15 protein-coding genes and 1 pseudogene are annotated in these 19,354 nt (G+C 38.1%); 7 read left to right on the top strand and 9 right to left on the bottom strand.

Features of this window, described 5'->3' with window-relative positions; all coding sequences use genetic code 11:
* Nucleotides 1-8 precede the first annotated feature (8 nt).
* The 3 genes from GQR52_RS06315 to GQR52_RS06305 form a co-directional block, all read right to left on the bottom strand.
* On the bottom strand, nucleotides 9-455 hold the full coding sequence (locus GQR52_RS06315; protein ID WP_007580192.1) for a DUF4826 family protein: 447 nt from the start codon (nucleotides 453-455) through the stop codon (nucleotides 9-11).
* Between the two features lie 117 nt (nucleotides 456-572).
* Nucleotides 573-1,976 (bottom strand): M28 family metallopeptidase, encoded by a 1,404-nt coding sequence (locus GQR52_RS06310; protein ID WP_165727858.1) that lies wholly within the window; start codon nucleotides 1,974-1,976, stop codon nucleotides 573-575.
* A 118-nt stretch (nucleotides 1,977-2,094) separates the two neighbouring features.
* Entirely contained in the window at nucleotides 2,095-2,487 is a 393-nt protein-coding gene (locus GQR52_RS06305) for a hypothetical protein (RefSeq protein ID WP_024589167.1), read from the bottom strand.
* A gap of 149 nt (nucleotides 2,488-2,636) precedes the next feature.
* Between GQR52_RS06305 and GQR52_RS06300 the strand changes: the two genes are divergently transcribed.
* Nucleotides 2,637-3,434: a hypothetical protein gene (locus GQR52_RS06300; protein ID WP_165727857.1), complete on the top strand. Its 798-nt coding sequence runs from the start codon at nucleotides 2,637-2,639 to the stop codon at nucleotides 3,432-3,434.
* Nucleotides 3,435-3,440: 6 nt separating this feature from the next.
* Here GQR52_RS06300 and GQR52_RS06295 read toward each other — a convergent pair whose 3' ends face one another.
* Nucleotides 3,441-3,845 (bottom strand): GFA family protein, encoded by a 405-nt coding sequence (locus GQR52_RS06295; protein ID WP_165727856.1) that lies wholly within the window; start codon nucleotides 3,843-3,845, stop codon nucleotides 3,441-3,443.
* A 247-nt stretch (nucleotides 3,846-4,092) separates the two neighbouring features.
* On the opposite strand from GQR52_RS06295, the gene GQR52_RS06290 reads away from it, so the two are divergent.
* Both GQR52_RS06290 and GQR52_RS06285 read left to right on the top strand, forming a co-directional pair.
* The gene (locus tag GQR52_RS06290; protein ID WP_165727855.1) at nucleotides 4,093-4,929 is read left to right on the top strand and encodes a hypothetical protein; all 837 of its coding nucleotides are present in this window, start codon (nucleotides 4,093-4,095) and stop codon (nucleotides 4,927-4,929) included.
* Between the two features lie 149 nt (nucleotides 4,930-5,078).
* A complete protein-coding gene (locus tag GQR52_RS06285; RefSeq protein WP_165727854.1) occupies nucleotides 5,079-6,926 on the top strand; it encodes an ABC transporter ATP-binding protein in 1,848 nt (615 codons plus the stop codon).
* A 130-nt stretch (nucleotides 6,927-7,056) separates the two neighbouring features.
* On the opposite strand, the gene GQR52_RS06280 is transcribed toward GQR52_RS06285, so the two are convergent.
* From GQR52_RS06280 to GQR52_RS06270, 3 genes are all read right to left on the bottom strand, one after another.
* Nucleotides 7,057-7,476: an MAPEG family protein gene (locus tag GQR52_RS06280; RefSeq protein ID WP_002963227.1), complete on the bottom strand. Its 420-nt coding sequence runs from the start codon at nucleotides 7,474-7,476 to the stop codon at nucleotides 7,057-7,059.
* 190 nt (nucleotides 7,477-7,666) lie between these two features.
* The gene (locus GQR52_RS06275) at nucleotides 7,667-10,054 is read right to left on the bottom strand and encodes a GGDEF domain-containing protein (protein ID WP_165727853.1); all 2,388 of its coding nucleotides are present in this window, start codon (nucleotides 10,052-10,054) and stop codon (nucleotides 7,667-7,669) included.
* 230 nt (nucleotides 10,055-10,284) lie between these two features.
* Nucleotides 10,285-11,394 (bottom strand): endonuclease/exonuclease/phosphatase family protein, encoded by a 1,110-nt coding sequence (locus GQR52_RS06270; RefSeq protein WP_165727902.1) that lies wholly within the window; start codon nucleotides 11,392-11,394, stop codon nucleotides 10,285-10,287.
* Nucleotides 11,395-11,690: 296 nt separating this feature from the next.
* On the opposite strand from GQR52_RS06270, the gene GQR52_RS06265 reads away from it, so the two are divergent.
* The 4 genes from GQR52_RS06265 to GQR52_RS06250 all read left to right on the top strand — a co-directional run bounded on the left by GQR52_RS06265 (nucleotide 11,691) and on the right by GQR52_RS06250 (nucleotide 17,728).
* Entirely contained in the window at nucleotides 11,691-13,994 is a 2,304-nt protein-coding gene (locus GQR52_RS06265; RefSeq protein WP_165727852.1) for a peptidase U32 family protein, read from the top strand.
* A 13-nt stretch (nucleotides 13,995-14,007) separates the two neighbouring features.
* Entirely contained in the window at nucleotides 14,008-14,667 is a 660-nt protein-coding gene (locus GQR52_RS06260) for a glutathione S-transferase (protein ID WP_165727851.1), read from the top strand.
* Nucleotides 14,668-14,802: 135 nt separating this feature from the next.
* Nucleotides 14,803-16,065: a valine--pyruvate transaminase gene (locus GQR52_RS06255; protein WP_165727850.1), complete on the top strand. Its 1,263-nt coding sequence runs from the start codon at nucleotides 14,803-14,805 to the stop codon at nucleotides 16,063-16,065.
* A 463-nt stretch (nucleotides 16,066-16,528) separates the two neighbouring features.
* Entirely contained in the window at nucleotides 16,529-17,728 is a 1,200-nt protein-coding gene (locus GQR52_RS06250) for an Nramp family divalent metal transporter (protein WP_165727849.1), read from the top strand.
* 103 nt (nucleotides 17,729-17,831) lie between these two features.
* Here GQR52_RS06250 and GQR52_RS06245 read toward each other — a convergent pair.
* Both GQR52_RS06245 and GQR52_RS06240 read right to left on the bottom strand, forming a co-directional pair.
* Nucleotides 17,832-18,131: pseudogene (locus tag GQR52_RS06245) on the bottom strand (hypothetical protein); the annotation flags it as partial.
* A 203-nt stretch (nucleotides 18,132-18,334) separates the two neighbouring features.
* Nucleotides 18,335-19,309 carry a transposase gene (locus GQR52_RS06240; protein WP_165727848.1) on the bottom strand — a complete coding sequence of 325 codons (975 nt, stop codon included), beginning with the start codon at nucleotides 19,307-19,309 and terminating at the stop codon, nucleotides 18,335-18,337.
* Nucleotides 19,310-19,354: the final 45 nt, after the last annotated feature.

Below are 19,354 nucleotides of genomic sequence, written 5' to 3'. Positions count from 1 at the left end.
AACTGTAGTTACTTTGGTTCATTTGCCCACAGCGGTTCATTATCATACATTTCGTACAAGCCATGTGCTCTATTTATAAGTAAGTTAGCAAAATCTACCTGCGTTTTATCACGCGCGCCTGTACTCATAATTTGATCCGCTTTTAATTGCCACTGCAAAGAAAAATAACGCATTGCATCGCGAGCATCTGTAGCTGCACTTACTTCAGCATGATCTGTAGGTAAGCGCCCTGTTACTACCCAATATGTTTTACCGTTTTGGGCTTTAAATTTCCACATTGCACAAAGTGGTGCTAAAAATCGGCTGTCTTTATCAACTACTGATTTTGGCATAATGCCCTTTTCGGCTAAATGTTTTTGCGCTGCTTGAAAACATTCGCGTTGCCACTGCATTCTTTGCTCATCAGTTATAACTTGCTCTTTTGCTGTTAACGGCTTTTTTTCTTGTTGTTGCATTTTTAATAACCTTTTACTTCTTTTTTAACACTCTAAGGGCTTAGTAAATAAGGTGCAAGTATAAAAAGGTCGTTTGCACCTTAAAGCGCTCTGTTTGCTGTGTTTTTAGCCAAACTATTATTTTATATTGTGATCAAACGAACCTACATCACCCGGAAAAACTACTGGAGACTCAATACCGTCTTTACTAACAGAGGCTACACCAAAGTAATAATTATCAATCACTACGTTTTTAAGTGTGTACTGTGAAACCTTACCAACGTATTTACTAAACTGCCATTGCGGCTCGCTCGTGTAACGCCAATAAATTTTATAGCCAGCAATATTTTCATCACTGCTTTGTTGCCATGAAAACGACGTATCAGCTGTAACAGCGCCCTTTATTTTAACTTCTTTTGGCGGTGCGGGTGCCCACGCCATAGACGCCATCGTTACCGCATTAAGTGAAGTTAACTTAGCCGTATAATCAAAATCAACACCTTCAATGGTATCACCATACTCAACACCATTTTCAGTGCGTAAATCTTGATGCTGACGATCGTAGTGCTCGTTAGTTTCCATAATACGCACTGCTGCAAAACCTGCATCATTAAATGGGCGATGATGCCCACCACGACCAAATCTATCTAATCGATATACAAGTATTGTATCTAAATTAGGAATGTATCTGTCAGCAATAGTATCTATGTAGCGAGCTAAATTACGACTCGCAGAATCGACTTCACCACCTGTAAAGCGCCGAGTATTAGCTTGCTCTTTTGTTTCTACAACACGGGTACCTTCTGAAAATATACGTGCAGTCGTGTTATTAGTTACCCCATTAATACCGGTAATATTGCCAATCATATCGTTGTTTAAAACGCCATGAACTTGCCAGTTATGCTTTTGTGCATAAGCCGTTAATATTTTACCGCCAAACAAACCTTGCTCTTCGCCCGAAAGCGCCGCGTAAACTACCGAACCATTAAATTTGTATTTACTTAAAACACGAGCTGCTTCTATTACTCCTGCCACGCCCGATGCATTATCGTTAGCACCCGGTGAATCACTCGTAAAGTCCATAACATCACTTACACGTGAATCTATATCACCCGACATCATCACCATCCGATTCGGCTCGCTCGACCCACGTTGAATAGCCACTATGTTAACCACTTCAACAGGATTAGGAATGCGTTTTTCGCCCGATATAGTGTCCTTTACTTCAATAATTTCCAGACAACCACCACACTGCACAGATATTTTTTCAAATTCTTTTTTTATCCAACGCCTAGCCGCACCAATACCTCGCGTATCCGATTTAGTCTCTGAAAGCGTATGGCGAGTACCAAAATCCACCAGCGTTTGAATGTCACTACCGATACGGGTAGCCGACACTTCACTTGCTATATCGTGTAACTTTTGTTGGTCGGTATATTGTAATTGCGTTTCACCATGTGCTGATAATGCAAGTGAGCAAGCGCCTGCAATTGCAGTAAATTTGAGTAACGTTGTTGTGATTTTTAAAGGTGTTTTAAGCATCTATTAGCTCCTAATTATTATGGTGTAACCATTACTTAACTAAGATTTTATGGCAATACATTTGAGGTAGATGTAGAAAGGAGCACGCTAAAGCGCAGTTATAGTAATACTTAGAGAGTTAATTGAGTCGTACAATCAACATAATACCGGTCATAGGAATTAACCCAAACATCCACAGCTTTATTCCTAAAATATATTTTTTAAAGCTCCCTTTATTTATACAAGATCTAACTCTACTTCTATAACCGTTAAAATCACCCAAAATTAAAAACACAATTCCAATTACGATTGCGTAAAATAGAGCACCAATAAGTAAAGGGTTTTGCTTAAAAGTACTGATTATTTTATCTAAGTAGTGAATGTCAAATGTCATAGCTAAAAGAAAACTATATACAGTAGATATCATAGCTAACAATGCTGCAGCATTTATGGCCGTATTTTTATTTCTTGAGTCTAATTTTTTCATCCACTGAGCACACACAAAATGAACAGCGCAAATAAATGTTCTCATTTTCAATCCTTGAATAACGTCTAACTAATTAATTGCTAATACAATATTATATTTTGAGGTTAAATTACAAACCTTGTTACACAATAATCTATTAAAAAATATGTTTTTCGTGGCACACTGTCATTGTTTATATATTAATAGTTTAAGTTATGCGTCAGCTAAAAGAAGATACAGTTAAAAGTAACCTTATTGAGTCGCAGCAAAGTGCATACGGCCCCGTATGCGTGTATCAAAATAAAGAATACCGGTGGTTAACGCTTGCACAAAAAACCAATGAAGACATTACAATTCAGGGCGTTATGAACCTTATACACCCTGAGCAAGTAATAGTACCTGTAAACCAGTGTATGATGTTATTTTTACTTAAACCGGTAGATACACTAAATATATTAAATTTAGGCTTGGGCACTGCAGGGTTTGAGCGAATTATGTATCACTTACAAAGTAATACGCCTTACATAAACACCATCAATACATTTAACACGGTAGAAATAAACCCAAGCATTGCCTTAATTGCTGCCCAGCACTTTAAGTTACCAATTAAGCACAGCACCTATTTACAATGCGCCGAGCAATATATTACCCAATGCACTGATCACTTTAACGTAATCACTATCGATATTTTTAGTGGTGAATATCACCAGCCTTTTTTAACCAGCGATAGCTTTTGGCAAAATATAAATAGCTGCAGTGAGCAAAATACGCAAGTAATCATTAATTTAAACCCACAAACTGGCCAAGAGCTGCAAATGCTTTTAGTACTTTTAAGGCAACATTTTAAGTGCTTAGGGATAATAGAGTTTAACGAATACAAAAATATAGTGATCATACTAAGCCAGCAAACATTAATGCACATAAACGTTGATGAAATACAAAACTCACCTGTGTTTATAAATTTTGCACCAAACCTTTATAAAAGTATTAACAGCATTTACCACATTGAATAAAACGCGTTACCGTCCAGGTTCATGTTTTTCATAGCACGGTAAGCTTGTTTCTAACTTCTCCCAGTTAGCTTTAGACGTAACAAAATTATGCGATAAAACCTGCTCAGTAATATCGCTATCAAATATTCCTAAACGAATTCGTATTCTGCTTTTGTCATCATTATTGCTACTGTAAACCGGCGAGCCACACCACTTACAAAAGTAACGAGTGCGCCCTGGTTTAAAACTAAATTCACTAAGTAATGCTTTTCCTTTGGTTATTGTGAAGTCATCTGTATTTACAAAGCCATTGGTTGCAAATGCAGTCCCGCTGTTTTTTCTGCACAGTGAACAATGACAATGAATAATGCTGGTTATACTACCCGACACTTCAACCCTTACCTCACCGCACAAACACGAACCCGTATACATATAACATCCTAACTATTAAATTATTTTAAACTCAGCTGAAATTTGCTGAGTTGATTTAATGGATAAGTTTACTGGTTAATTTTTTGAATGGAATAATAATTTTTGTATCTTCGCAGTTCCCACGCCATTACCTATTGCTTTAATGGTTGACATAAAAACATTAAATTGGTTACATAACTCTCAATAAAAACTATAGCCAAAATTTAAATTGGTTAACCAAATATCAATAATATTACGAGAGCCAATTATGTCTTCCAAACACATTTTAATTCTATGTTTGTTTAGCACGCTATCAGCATGTTCAACCATTCAAAAAAGTACATCGAGCGATTGGCTACTTATTGATAACTTTGAAAATTCACTTAGCAAGTGGCAAAGTGTCGATACCCAAAATGAAACTAAACCACAGGTTAAAAACCCACAAATAACAGTTATACAACCAGAACAAGCAAACTCATCAACAAATCATTATTTACTAAAAAAACCTGCAGCTGAGGGCATTGTAGGAAATCGTAAAGCGCTTTCTTATACAAAACTTCCACAAGCGGTTGAAGTTGGTCAAACCTACACATTTTATATGCGTATAAACGTAGCTGCTTTTCCTAATAACCATGCTTTTGGATTAAGCAACCTTACGCCAGAGCTAATTAATAAACATGCGTACGATGCGTTTGAGCCTACACTTCGCGTAACCGATAAAACAGAATCAAACGGGTTTGTAAACGATGGCGCTTTAATGGTTAAAACCGACAGCGGGTATAGCAACATTCAAAACTACACTACCAAACAATCGGCCAAGCCACTGCAAACAAATACCTGGTACGACGTATGGTACGTTGTTAATAACGCAGCAGCATCAGAGCAAGGTCAGCAATATGATGTTTACGTAAAAGGTGGTGAATTTAGCAAGCAAACACTGGTGTATAAAAATGCACAATTTAGAATGAAGCGCGAACAACCTCTTATATATTTTTTAGCAAACTGTAATACAGGCCCAATTAAAAAGCCTTACGGAAATGGTGGTCTCAGATATGACGATTTATACATGAGCAAAGGTACAAACCTAAATAACCCAATGCTATAAAGTAAGTGAAGTGTTTTTAGGTGTTCTTTTATACATAAGTTTATATTAATAACGCTCTAGCATATTCACAATTAATACCTTACAAACCTGCATTTAAAAATACTTAAATGGTATAATAGCCACCATTATTTGCCATTTAAGTTTTTAAAATGTATCGATTATTTGAAAAAATGACAAAAGCATTTCCTGAGGATCAACCTACTCAGCCGCCTTCGACTTTATTTGCTTTTTGTCGTCACTACACCAAAGGAATGGAATTGTCGTTGGTGCTAATGTCAATCAGCGCCGCCATGCTCGCTATTTTAGAGGTTTCTTTATTTAGCTATATGGGGCAGCTTGTTGATTGGTTAACGGCCTACACACCCGAAACCTTGTTTGTAGAGCAAAAATCAGAACTTATCAAAATGGCTGTCATGCTCTTACTGGTATTGCCCGTAGTCGTATTTTTTCATTCTGCTATTTTGCACCAAGCATTACTGGGCAATTACCCTATGTCGATTCGCTGGTTAGCGCATCGTTATTTACTGCGCCAAAGTGTGAGCTTTTATCAAAATGAGTTTGCAGGAAGAATAGCCACCAAAGTATTACAAACCTCTTTAGCCGTTCGCGAAACAGTGACCAAACTACTCGATGTATTAATGTACATAGTGGTTTATTTTGGCTCAATGGTATTTTTAGTTGCCGAAGCTGATTGGCGCTTAATGATCCCTTTACTGGTTTGGTTAGTTTTATACATTTGCGTACAGCTTTATTTTGTACCTCGCCTTAAAAAAATTGCCAGCTCACAAGCTGATGCGCGCTCAGAAATGACCGGTCGAATTGTTGATAGCTACACAAATATTTCTACTATTAAATTGTTTTCGTATACCCAGCGTGAAGAGCAATACGCAAAACAAAGCATGGATGTATTTTTGCAGCCTGTGTACAAACAAATGCGCTTGGTAACCAGCCTAAACTTTGTTATTCAAAGCTTAAATTATTTATTAGTATTTTCGGTTACCGCAGTATCACTTTATTTATGGTCGCTTAGTGCAATTAGCGCAGGTGCCATTGCAGTTGCTGTTAGTTTAGCGCTTAGATTAAACGGTATGGCGCAATGGATCATGTGGGAAATAAGCAGCTTGTTCGAAAACATTGGCACCGTAGCCGATGGTATGAAAACACTGTCTAACCCTATTGAAGTTGCCGATAAACCAAATGCCGATACACTTAACGTAAGCCAAGGTGCTATTGAGTTTAACAACGTACATTTTAACTACGGCAAAGCTGCAAACGAGACTAATCGCAGCCCAGTAATGAATGGTTTAAACTTAAACATTAAACCTGGCGAAAAAATTGGCTTAGTCGGTCGCTCTGGTGCAGGTAAATCAACACTTGTTAACTTGTTACTGCGTTTTTACGATACTGACTCAGGAACAATAAAAATTGATGGGCAAAACATCACAGACGTAAGCCAAGAAAGTCTACGCCGCTACATAGCGATGGTTACGCAAGACACTTCCCTGCTTCATCGCTCAGTAAAAGACAACATTTTGTATGGTCGCCCTGATGCAACACAAGACGAGATGATCAACGCCACCAAACAAGCTAAAGCACTTGAGTTTATAAACGACTTGGTAGATAGCAAAGGCAACAAAGGCTTTGATGCACAAGTGGGCGAACGCGGCGTTACTCTTTCGGGCGGACAGCGCCAACGTATTGCTATTGCACGTGTACTACTTAAAAATGCACCCATACTTATACTCGACGAAGCCACCAGCGCACTCGACTCAGAAGTAGAAGCGGCAATTCAGGCAAGCCTTGATGACTTAATGACAGGCAAAACAGTAATCGCGATAGCGCATAGGCTCTCAACCATTGCACAAATGGACAGATTAATTGTACTTGATGACGGCGGCGTAGTTGAGCAAGGCACTCATGAAGAACTAATCGCTAAGGGCGGGATTTACGCAGCCCTGTGGACACACCAAACAGGTGGGTTTATAGGCGTCGATTAGCCATTAATATTAGCTTACTGTAGACGTGGTTTATATTCTGCTGCTACCTAAACAAAAAAGCGAAGATGCCTTAAAGGCTCTTCGCTTTTTTGTTTAAAGTTATAAATAGAGTTTATAACTTTTTTATAAACTAAGAGATTAGTCTTAATCCTATCATTATCAGCATAACCACATTAGCAAGCACACCAATTAAAAAGAAGTAACTACGTGGACTTGGGTTTTTCTCCGTTGCTATAGCGTAGTACAGCGCCATGTGAATTAAACGCGCAATTAAGTACACCCAAATACACATTGCAAAAATCGGGCTTTGATAATTAATTACAAACGCAAATAACACCGTACCTATAAATAATGCGCTGTTTTCAAGCGTATTATGAAACGTACGATGCGCTCTAAATATAAAGCTATCGTGCGATAAATCCTCGTCAATTTTACCTGGTACAGCATTTGGCTCTTTAGCTTTGCTAAACGTAGCCACAGCCCACTGTACAAGCAACATAATTAAATAGAGGTAAAATGCCAAATAGGCCGAAAGTGCAACTTCAGTCATTACTAAATCCCTTATTTTGTTTTTTAACTTAGTTTAGAATGCAATTTTAAAGCCTAAGTTAATACACTGATATTTAAAAGGTTAATTTAATAAACCTAATTACATATGTAAGTAACTCACGGCGTTGTATAAAATTTACTTGTTATGATTTTAAAAAATAACATCAAAACTGAGCTGTATACTGCTAGGTTTACTCCGATCTAAAAAGCTTAAACTCTTCAAACGCACAATCCCACAACACAACTTGATTACGACCCAAAGACTTAGCCTCATAAAGTGCTAAATCAGCCTGTTCAATTAACTCAGAAGGTGTTCTGGCTTTAAATTTAATAGACGTAACCCCAAAACTACACGTAACAGGAATATCATCAAATATCGCTTTTTCTACTTTAATACGAATAGCTTCAGCAATACGTATTGCTTGCTCTTGAGTCGTGTTGGGTAAAATAATACAAAATTCTTCGCCACCAAAACGGGCAACGCTATCGCTCGTACGTATATTAGCTTGTAAAAGACTGGCAACGCCACAAAGTACGGTGTCGCCAATGCTGTGCCCATAAGTATCGTTAACACTTTTAAAATGGTCAATATCGACCATTAAAATACAGTACTCTTCAATCTGAGGTAAATCCAAAAAGTCGCGATTCATAATCTCAAATAAAATACGGCGGTTATAACAATTGGTCAAAGGGTCTCTCGCGGCCAAATAGTCTAACTCTTCATTACGTTTTTTAGAGGCAATAAAGCTTCGATAAACCAATAAAACAATAGCTAAGCAAGCGGCTAATAAAAATGCGAGCGCAATACTCGCGTATTTGTTTTTTGCAAGCTCTAGCTCTGATATAACCCTAGCTTGGCCTGATATTTCAATTTCATTGTTTTTCTTTTCAAGCTCAAGTTGATGGAGTTTTTCTTTTTCTCTTAACGTCTCCAGCTCTATTTCCATTTTGTGAGAATGCAAATGTGCTTTTTCGAGCGCCAACTTGTTTTCATTCCTTTCATCGTGAATAACTTCGGTTAGGGCTATTTCCTCTTCTGCGTAACGTAGTGACTCTTCAATGCGACCACGCAATTTTTCTGCTATTCGAATTTCACGATAGGCATATAGCATATGTAACTTATCATCAATTTCAGTTGATAAGGCGAGTGACCTTTTTAGTAAAGAAATCGCCTCATTTGTATCAATACCAATTAAAATGCCAGCAAGCGCTGTAAGCGACTTTATCTCATAGAGTTTACCACCTGTTTTTTTGGCAAACGACAATGACTCTTTGTAATATTCTATAGCCTTATTGTTATTTCCTTGGGCGCGATAAATATTAGCAATAATACGCGCCGTTGTAGAAATGTACGATGTAAGGTTGTTATTTTTATAAGTGACATAAGCTTTTTTAGCATATTGCATCGCTGATACTAAATCGCCAGACTCAAGGTTAATAACAGCCATTTCTCTCAAAGCTGATGCGAGCGTTTTTTCCTCGACCACACCTTTTGGTAAATCAATGGTTATTTGATAGAAAATCTCGGCCTGATCAAACTGCTTTAATCGTGTGTATAGCAGCCCCATTTGATTGGATGTTTTAGCAATCCCAAGCACGTTATTTACTTTTTTATAATATAAATATGCCTCATTTATATGCTTAAGTGATTTTTCATAAAGGTTGATATGTCGATAAATAATACCAGCACCTAATAATGCTTTAGCCAAGCCCACAGGATCGTCAATTTCTTTATGTATTTCTAATGCACGAGTGGAGTAATCAAGGGCTAAAACTAAGTTGTCTAAATAGCGCTGCGCTTCTGCTAGTGTATTTAATGTACGCGCCATCAACTTTAAATCATCTAAATTAGTATATATCTCTAAAGCTTTGGTATAAAAATGAGCCGTTTGCTCTCTATTTTCAAGGCGCTTATACGACTGAGCTAATTTTTTATACGTTTCACCTAACTGTTTTTGTATTTGTTCGTCTTTATTTACAAGGTATTTTAAAGCAGATGAATATTGCGTTATCGCGTCATTGTATTTTTTTTGTTCATAAAACGAATCCCCCTTTGTTAGGAGTACTTGTGCTATAAAAAACTCATCGCCATACACAAGCGTTGTTGGTAATAAAGTTTCAATGCGGTTAGCAAGTTCGTCATAACGTTTTTCATCTAATAATATTTTTATATAATTAATAGACGCCTTTATTTGGTTGCGTGAATCATTTAATTTACTGTAATAAGCCGAGGATTGTGAAAAGTGATGAAGCGATTCATTAATATTGTTATTTTTTTTATTCGCTTTACCTAATAAGTTATGTAATTTTGCGCTGAGTAACGTGTCATCAGCACTTTGCGCTTGTAACAACAACGCCTTACTTAGTTCGATACTTGTTATAACGTCAGTATCCATAAGTAATTCGGCTCTTTTTAGCAGCCCTGTATTAGATTCATTGATTAAACTGTATGAGGTGGTTTCTTGCGCGTAAGCGCTACTTAAACTAATAAACAAAGCAAAAAGCAAAGCTTTCACTAACAATTTAGAATTATAAATTTGATTTACGAAGAAAGTATGTACTTGCGAAGTTAAGTCCATCTTTCGCGTGTGATACGAGTAAGTGTAAAATTCCATATTTACCATTTTAGTGATTTGTTATTAATTTAATGCAAAAAATTCTGGCGATAAAATATACACATAAAGACTGCAGGTCAAGTTTCGCTGCAATATGGGTAATTGTTAATTTATGATTTTAGCATAATTATGCATATTGCAGCTTAATTCTTTTTTAGCTTAATCGTACGCTGTAAGTTATTAAATGAGAAAACCTAGCTTCTTAGTTTAAGGATAACCAATACAACACCGTGGTCGGTAGTTAAATCATCACGCTCATACTCGGGGTTTATTAAGTGCCTGTCGTAAGTGTTATAAGCGCTTACTTCAAAAAAGCTGTCATCGTAACTAGCGTCAAACTCACACGACAATAAAATGTAATCAAGCACAGAGCTGCTCGCGCCATAATAATGTGTTGGCGGCCTTAACGGTGCTGTCTTTGTTATATTTATATTTTTTACTTGGCTTTTATCCGCTGAATCAACAATCTCGCTGTTATTGCGATCACAATCACTTTGTTCATCGTTTGTTATTGCTTCATCGCTAAAAACCTCATCATTACTTAGCTGCGACTTAACAAACAAATCCCATGAATCATTTAGACAATATTTAGCTAAGTAGTTTTTAGCGTCAAACGCAGGGGCAAAACGTAGCGTATTAGTAAGTAAATGACTGAGCACACCATCAGCTAGGTCGTTATTAAAATCGCCCATTAGCATCATGGGTTGCTGCGTAGCTTCGCGGCGAGTAATCATTTGTATCATTAGCAATGTAGCTTCACTACCACGCTGAATAGTTGAGCCCCAACCGCCCGCTACATTCGCTTTTAAAATCTCAATTATGTTTTGCTCGGCTGTAAGCTCTTTATTGTGCTCATCAACATTAATCATTGGGCGCTTAGATTTAAAATGCACCACATAGCAATCAGTATTGCCTATGTGCGGCAAAGTAACGGTCGCTCTTAATACCTTGCGACTAAAAGTAAACTCACTATTAAGGCCAAGTGCACTTGCAAGCTCGCTATCGTGCTCAACCGACGCCACTTCAACTATCGGGTATTTAGAGGCGATTGCCACTACGGGGCGTTTATAAATAAAGTCGTCAATCACCTCAGGCTCATCAACTACTGCAAAGTAATTATAACCTTGCTCACTCATTAACTCTTTTAACGAATCAATGCTAAACACTTCCTGAAAACCAATCACATCAGGCGCATGTTCTGTTAAGTAATCAACAATCCAACGCTGCTTTTTAGCCCACTGCTGCGCGGTATAAATTTTCTCAAACTCATAGTATGCATTGGGTGGCTCAAGATAGTTAAACAGATTAAATGTGGCTATTTTTAGGTGAGTGTTGGTAATTACAGCTTCTTGAGCGTTTAAATCTGTATTTAACTGTTTAATATTTTGATTACTGATGGGTATCGCCTAAGTAAAGTTGAAAGACTAGCTTGCTTATAAACTATCATTTTATTACATGTTTACGTAATAAATCAGCCAGCTTAATTACAATTTTATACAGTCTTTTAATTATGTATTTATTATATCCCTCAATAAATAGCATTAACGCGCCTAAACAGATAAAATTCGCGACAATTAAATATGAACGAAGCGACATTGTAATGAGTAGAAAGATTGAACTATTAGCCCCAGGCGGTGATGTAAACGCAGTAAAAGCCGCCATTGTAGCTGGTGCTAATGCGGTTTATTGTGGGTTAGATACCTTTAATGCACGTAACCGAGCGTCTAATCTTTCGTTTGATGAGCTTAACGGCGCACTGCGCTTAGCGCATGAATACGGCTGTGAAATATTTTTAACACTAAATGTGGTTATATTAGAGCATGAAATGGGTGCGCTATTTAAGCTACTAAACCAACTAGTAAATACCACGCTCGACGGCATTATTGTGCAAGACCTAGGGTTATTCAATATAGTTAAAAAGCACTTTCCTACTTTGCATATTCACGCATCAACTCAGTTAACTACGCATAACGAATCACAGGTTGAATTTTTAGCGCGCATTGGCGCTACGCGTGTAAATTTATCGCGCGAGCTTAACTTAACTGAAATTAAAATACTGACCGACGTAGCACATAAATGCGATGTATTAACCGAAGTGTTTGTGCACGGCGCTTTATGTATCGCGTTTTCGGGGCAATGTTATTCAAGCTCGGTAAGTGTAGGTAACTCGGGTAACCGTGGTCGTTGCTCACAAGCATGTCGTGATGAGTACGAGCCTACTGCAATGGGTAACAAGCATCCGTTAAACTTAAAAGATAACTCAGCTTACTTCGACCTACCTGAACTAGTCGCTGCAGGTGTTGACTCGTTAAAAGTAGAAGGCCGTATTAAAGGCGCTAACTATGTACACACGGTTATTGATAGCTGGCGCAAACAAATAGATACCTTTGTACAAACCGGTAACTTAATTGAAGACGATTCTAGCTTGTATAAAGTATTTAACCGTAACTTTACTAATAAGTTTTTAACCGGCGACATGACCAAAAACATGTTTACCGACAATCCGCGCGACCATAGCTTTGATCACGCAAACGAAAAAAGTAACGCTATTTCGGTTGTACAAATTTACGATGCGCAACAAGATCTCTCTACCCAAAAAAGTGAAATTGATTCATTAGTTAAAAAGAAAATTCAGTTTTTAGATATTTCAAAGCGTGAGCTTCGTTTTGAATTTTCAGGACAGTTAAATCAGCCATTTACAGTAACGCTGGTTATTAACGATAAAAACGATAGTTCGTTAATAAATGAAAGCGCGAATTTAAACACTGAGCAACCTCAGCGCTTTGAAGTGCAATCGCAAATGGTTATGCATACCGCTGATAAATCAGTTGTTGATATTGCTGCCATTGATAAGCGCTTTAAAACGTTTAGTAATGCCAATTTTGAAATTAAAAATATGGATTACTCAAACCTCGGCGACAACTTAAGCATTCCGTTTAAAGAGCTAGCGCGTATTAAAAAGCAGGTAGCATTTTTATTAAACGAAGGCAAAGACGTTATAGCCCCTGTTGAACTACCTAAACTAGTGAATCACGAAAAAGCCGAAAATAAAACGACGCTCTCTGTTTTAATATCGGACATAAAAGACGCTCACTTATGTAATTTAACTGACGGTGACGTTTACTTTAAATTACCTGAAAGCTTTAGAACCGATAACGATAAATACATCAACGTATTTTTAGAGCACCCGCAGTTAATTCCGTGGTTCCCGGCGGTATTAATTGGTAAAGATTTTGAAGAAGCGGTACGTTTACTCGAGGTTGTAAAACCTAAGCTTATTATTAGTAACAACACAGGCGTTGCATTTAAAGCCGTGCAAATGGGTCTTGACTGGATTGCCGGTCCATTATTAAACACTACAAACTCTTATGCGTTATTAACGCTACAAGAAGATTTAAATGCTAAAGGCGCGTTTATTTCAAACGAAATAAACAAGCAGCAAATGCGCAGTATTAAACGCCCTAACAACTTTAAAATGATGTACAGCATTTATCATCCAATACTAATGATGACCAGCCGTCAGTGTTTTTTCCAGCAAACCGTTGGCTGTAAAAAACCACGTATTGATGCCAGCTGTATGCTGAGCTGTAAAAAGGAAACAACCGTTACCAATGTTAAAGGCATTAGCTTTGCCATTGATAAACAAAAAGGCGGCTATCCGAGCATTTATAATCATGAGCAATTTTTAAATATGGATATTGTGACCGATTACGCCGATAAGTTTGACGAGTTCATGATTGATTTAACTGACATTGGCTCAGGCGATAAAGAAAAACTAGATAAAGCCGTGTTACTTGCGCATTTTCAAGATTTAATTAGCGGGCAAACACAAGCAGCTGATCAATTAAATCATATGGTAAAAGTAAAAACACGTCAGCAATATGTTGAAGGCTTAAACAGTTAAGGTAAGTATTAAAATGACACTGCCATTATTATATTCATTACAACACTGCCCATATGCAATGCGCGCACGAATGGGTATTTTAATGGCAGAGCAACAAGTGCTTCTACGCGCTATAAAAACTAAAAATAAGCCGCCGCATCTTTTGCAAATATCGCCAAAAGGCACGGTGCCAGTTTTATTGTTGCCGAATAATCAAGTTATAGATGAAAGCCTCGATATTATGCTCTGGGCTTTAAAGCAAAACGATCCGCATAATTTACTGCATACTCAAGACCCATTAGCACTTGAGCGCATGCTTGAGTTAATTAAGCTAAACGACACGAAATTTAAACCAGTGCTTGAAAAGTATAAGTTTTATGCTCGCACAAAAGACATGGCACAAATTTATTACCAAAAAGCCTGCGAAGAATTTATTAAGCAATTTGAAGAAAAACTAACCACGCATAAATACTTAATGGGCGATGAAAAAAGTCTAGCCGATTATGCCCTGCTGCCATTTATTAGACAGTTTGCCCGTGTAGATAAACATTGGTACTTACAAAGTGAATACACGCATGTACGCGCATGGTTAAACGAGTTTTTACACGCCCCCATGTTCACCAAAGTTATGACCAAATTTGATTTGTATATGGACTGCGGCGAAGAGTTTTTATACGGCGTTAAAAAATCTTAACTTAGCCTTTGTTTTATAGAAATTTTATTGTCATAGCCAACTACAAAGCTAAGTATTGAATTATTCTCATCATCGGATTTAAGCCCTTTATTTACGCTATACTGCCCTCCCCATTACTAACAAACGCTATGCATTATGAACTACTCAAACTTCGGCACTAAATTCACACAACCCAACGGCATTACTCAGTTAATGGAAGATTTAGGTGGTGCTAAAAACAGCAACAATCCTAATATTGTTATGCTCGGTGGCGGTAACCCCGCATTAGTACCACAAGTAAATGAGGTTTTTTTAAGTGAATTACAAAAACTCGTTGCCAGTAACAAGGTATCGCAGGTATTTGGCCTTTACGACGGCCCGACTGGTAACGACGAGTTTAGAGCTGCATTAGCTGGCCAGCTAAGTAAAGAATATGCATGGGATATTAGCGCCGATAACGTAGCACTAGGTAATGGCAGCCAAGCTAACTTTTTTGTGTTGTTTAATATGCTGGCAGGTGAAATGCCTGATGGCAGCCATAAAAAGATTTTATTTCCCCTTGCGCCAGAATACGTAGGTTATGCCGACCAAGGTTTATCGGATGATATGTTTGTTGCCATAAAACCAGATATCGAAATTCTAAATACTGAAAATGGCTCAAAACAATTTAAATATGTGATTGATTTTGACGCAGTTGAAAACGTATTAGCAACCGACAGTAGTATTAGTGCACTTTGTGTATCGCGTCCTACAAACCCTACCGGCAACGTAATTACCGATGAAGAAGTACGCCATTTGGATGCGCTTGCACATAAGTACGCTATACCGCTTATTATTGATAATGCCTATGGCGACCCTTTTCCTGGCTGTATTTATACCGATGCAAACCTAACCTGGAACTCAAATATTATTTTATGTATGTCGCTTTCAAAACTAGGCTTACCGGGTTTACGCAGCGGTATTGTAGTTGCCAATAATGAGATTATTAAAGCCATCGGGCGCGTAAATGGCAGTATGGTGTTATCGCCAAACAGTATTGGCCCAAGCTTAGTGACGCGCTTAATTAACGACGGTGAACTCCTTCCACTGTGTCGTAATGTTGTGCTGCCTTTTTATAAAAACAAAGCTCAAATAGCGATTGAGTTGTTTGATGAAGTATTTGCCGAACTGCCTGTTTATTTGCACAAAGTTGAAGGCGCATTTTTTATGTGGCTGTGGCTTAAAGATGCAAAAATAACCAGCGAAGTGTTGTATCAAGAACTTAAAGCTCAAGATGTTTATGTAATTCCTGGGCACAACTTTTTTATTGGCATTGACGACAGTTGGGCGCACAAGCACGAGTGTATTCGTATTAACTATGCTACTGATGCCAATACACTAAAAAAAGGCTTAGAAGTGATTAAAAGCCTAATAAAGTAAATATAATGATGCCGATATAAATATCGGCATCATTATATTTAACTCGTGTCGCTTACATATTCGTTCAAAATTTATGCAAACGCACTGTATCCCCTTTAAATTTATATATAAATTGGTATCCTACGCGACCTTTTTTAATAGCAATTCGCTTAATTAAGTGATCTATTCTGAAGTGAGAAAATCGTGTCGATAACCAGGCAAATATTTCGTTATTTAGTTGTTCTATATCAGAAATTTTTAACGCAGTTAGCGTCAGATTTAATCCCTCAAATTGATTAAGTATTATTGCGGATTGGTATAACATATGCTTATTATAAGAGAACCTGCCAAGGGGCGATTGTCGCTGCAAGGCACTTAATTTAAGTGGCAGCAATGACACAACAGGCATCGCGTATAAATATCGTTTTTAAACGTTGGATGTAACTTTAAATAAAAACGTGCAATAGCACTATTAAGGTCAATTATGCGATTAGGACCAGGACTTCTCGTCACCGCTGCCTTTATTGGACCAGGGACCATTACTACTGCCAGCGTGGCAGGTGCAAACTTTGGTTTTGCACTTATATGGACATTACTGTTTTCAGTAATTGCCACTATATTATTACAATCTATGGCAGCTCGCCTTGGCGTTGCTACCGGGCAAGATTTAGCTCAAGCGCTCAGAGCACATATTCAAACGCCCTTATTTAAATCTTTGGCTATATTTTTAGTTATTAGCGCCATTGGCGTGGGCAGTGCAGCTTATGAAGCGGGTAACTTAAGTGGCGCTAGCATGGGCCTAATTGAAATATTCCCTCAAGTTAGCTCTCAAATATGGACACCACTTATTGCTTTTTTAAGTGCTGCTTTACTGTATAGCGGCAAACATAAAGTGGTTGAAAACGCGCTAATTCTACTCGTTATTTTAATGAGCTTAGTGTTTATCTCAACACTTGTAATGGCTGCTCCCTCGCTCAGTGATGTATTTTCAGGTTTTATCCCTAGTATGCCTGAGGGTTCTATTACAACCATACTCGCTTTAGTTGGCACTACCATTGTGCCGTACAACTTATTTTTACACTCCGGCGTACTCGCTGCCAGACACGACAGTAATAGCGATATGGAAAAAGTGATCAAACAAACAAATGTTGATACAGGCCTATCAATCACCTTAGGCGGTGTGATAACACTAGCTATTTTATCTACTGCATCAGTTGCATTTTATGGCACAGATGCGGGGCAAATTAGTGCTGCGAACATGGCCGTACAGCTAGAGCCATTGCTTGGCGATGCCGCTCATTACTTTTTTGCTATTGGCTTGTTTGCAGCAGGTTTAACAAGCGCCATTACAGCGCCACTTGCTGGAGCTTATGCTGTGTGTGGCATGTTAGGTTGGTCTAACGATATGAGTAACACACGCTTCAAAGGCGTTGCTATTGTTATTTTATTGTTTGGTGCTGCGGTTGCCTCACTCGGTTTAGACCCTGTAGCGGTAATTATATTTGCGCAAGCGGCTAACGGGTTATTACTCCCTATTGTTAGTACCTACCTTGTTTGGCTGGTTAATCAAAAAGGCGTTATGGGAAACTACACAAACTCTTTGGTGTTAAACCTGGTGACCCTGCCCGTTTTAATCCTAATATTTGGTCTAAGTAGCTACAAACTAATTAGTTTAATTTTTTGATTAAATTCTAAAAAACATATTTAAAGGCCCCTGTTTACAATAAACAGCGGCCTTTATTTATTAATCACCAAATAACGTATAAGCCGTATTTATATTCACACAGCTAACACGCTTTTTGGTTTTTAGTTGCCTTAACTAATTGCGAAAACGCCAAACCACCTAACGCGCCTGCAAGCAGTTGAGCATAAAAACCCCAGCCTCTTGCGCCCGCTATAATATGAATATTCATAATTGATTCAATGGCAATTAACACAATAGCAAATGCCACAATGCCAGCAATAACAAATAGCTGAGTACTGTATTTTTTAACCTTTTTATTAAGCTTTAGGGTAACAAAAAAAGCGATGGCAAGTGCTAGGGCAATAATAGCGCCGTAGGTAGGTAATAGGCCTAACCAATCATCACGCATTAAACTAGACAGCCACTCCAATTGTAAACTAATCTAGCGCCACTAAATTTACTTTTTTGAGCTAAGAGTTCACCTCTTTTTATATCTTTACTCGCGCGTTACACATTTAATAAGCAATTATCACTGTTAAACCTAAATTACACGCATGAAAATGACTGCATAATGCAGTTGTGATTTATTACTGAGTAGTTTAAGTTTTATGCCAGTAGCTTTTCGCAGTTACTGATATTCGCTCGCCGCTTTCGGTTTAAGTTTTCACAATAACCTTCTTGTGAGGCTGGCCTGCCGACTGCACCATGTAATACACGCGTAAATTGTGTGGTGAGCTTTAACCAGTTTTCTGGGGAGATATTAACTCTTTCGAGTAAGGGTAAGTGTGTACTTTCAATATAACCACGTTTGTCTTCTCGTATACAGCGCCCTGTTAGCTCAACAAGTTCAAGGTACGATTTAAGCTCAAACGGCAGCCCTTTTGGCATAATTTGACGAGGCATGCCTGCAAAGCGCAGTAGTTGTTTTGGTTGCTTGCCATCCTTTGCATACGTTAAACGCTGTTTGATGCTGGTATGGTCTGACTCTTCTGGGGTGTTAGCCATTTTAGCTCTAATGGGGTTTAAATCGACATACGCCATACAGGCCGCAAGGGCTGCTTCATCTAATAATGCTTGAGACGTAAATCGTCCCTCCCAAAAACGGCCAGTGCAGTTATCTTCTTTATTTGCTCTGCGAGCAATGTTTTCATTTAACAACCGCATAAACCAGCTAATACTTGATAGGCGCTCGCGGTATTGTTTTACTGTTTGATTAAAAAAGATAAGTTCAGCTTTACTTAGCTTTTCACCCTGTATGTATTTTTGCGTAAGTACAGTGCCTTTACACAGCTTGTGCCAGCGAATAACAATCGCTTTATCATTCAGCCGATTCGCTTTTTTGTCATCAACATACAACACTAAGTGCGTATGATTGCTCATGACAGCATAAGCACAGACGTCAATACAAAATACCTTGGCTAACTCAAGCAGTTTGTCTTCAACCCAGCCTCTACGATGCTCGTAGGATTGACCTGTAAAGTGGTCTTCCCCACATAAAAATGCACGGCGTACGCAACGTGATATGCAATGGTAGTACTTTGTATCAACCAAACTTACTTGGCGCTTTCTTGCAATTGCCATAAGACACCCTGCTTATTTTTCACACTGATAAAAGCCTAGTACTTA

Origin of the sequence: Pseudoalteromonas sp. 31A1 (genome assembly GCF_011378815.1) — a bacterium.
GTDB classification, from domain to species: Bacteria; Pseudomonadota; Gammaproteobacteria; order Enterobacterales; family Alteromonadaceae; genus Pseudoalteromonas; species Pseudoalteromonas arctica.
The sequence above is the reverse complement of the archived record's forward strand: the minus strand, read 5'-3'. Positions and strand labels throughout refer to the sequence as shown.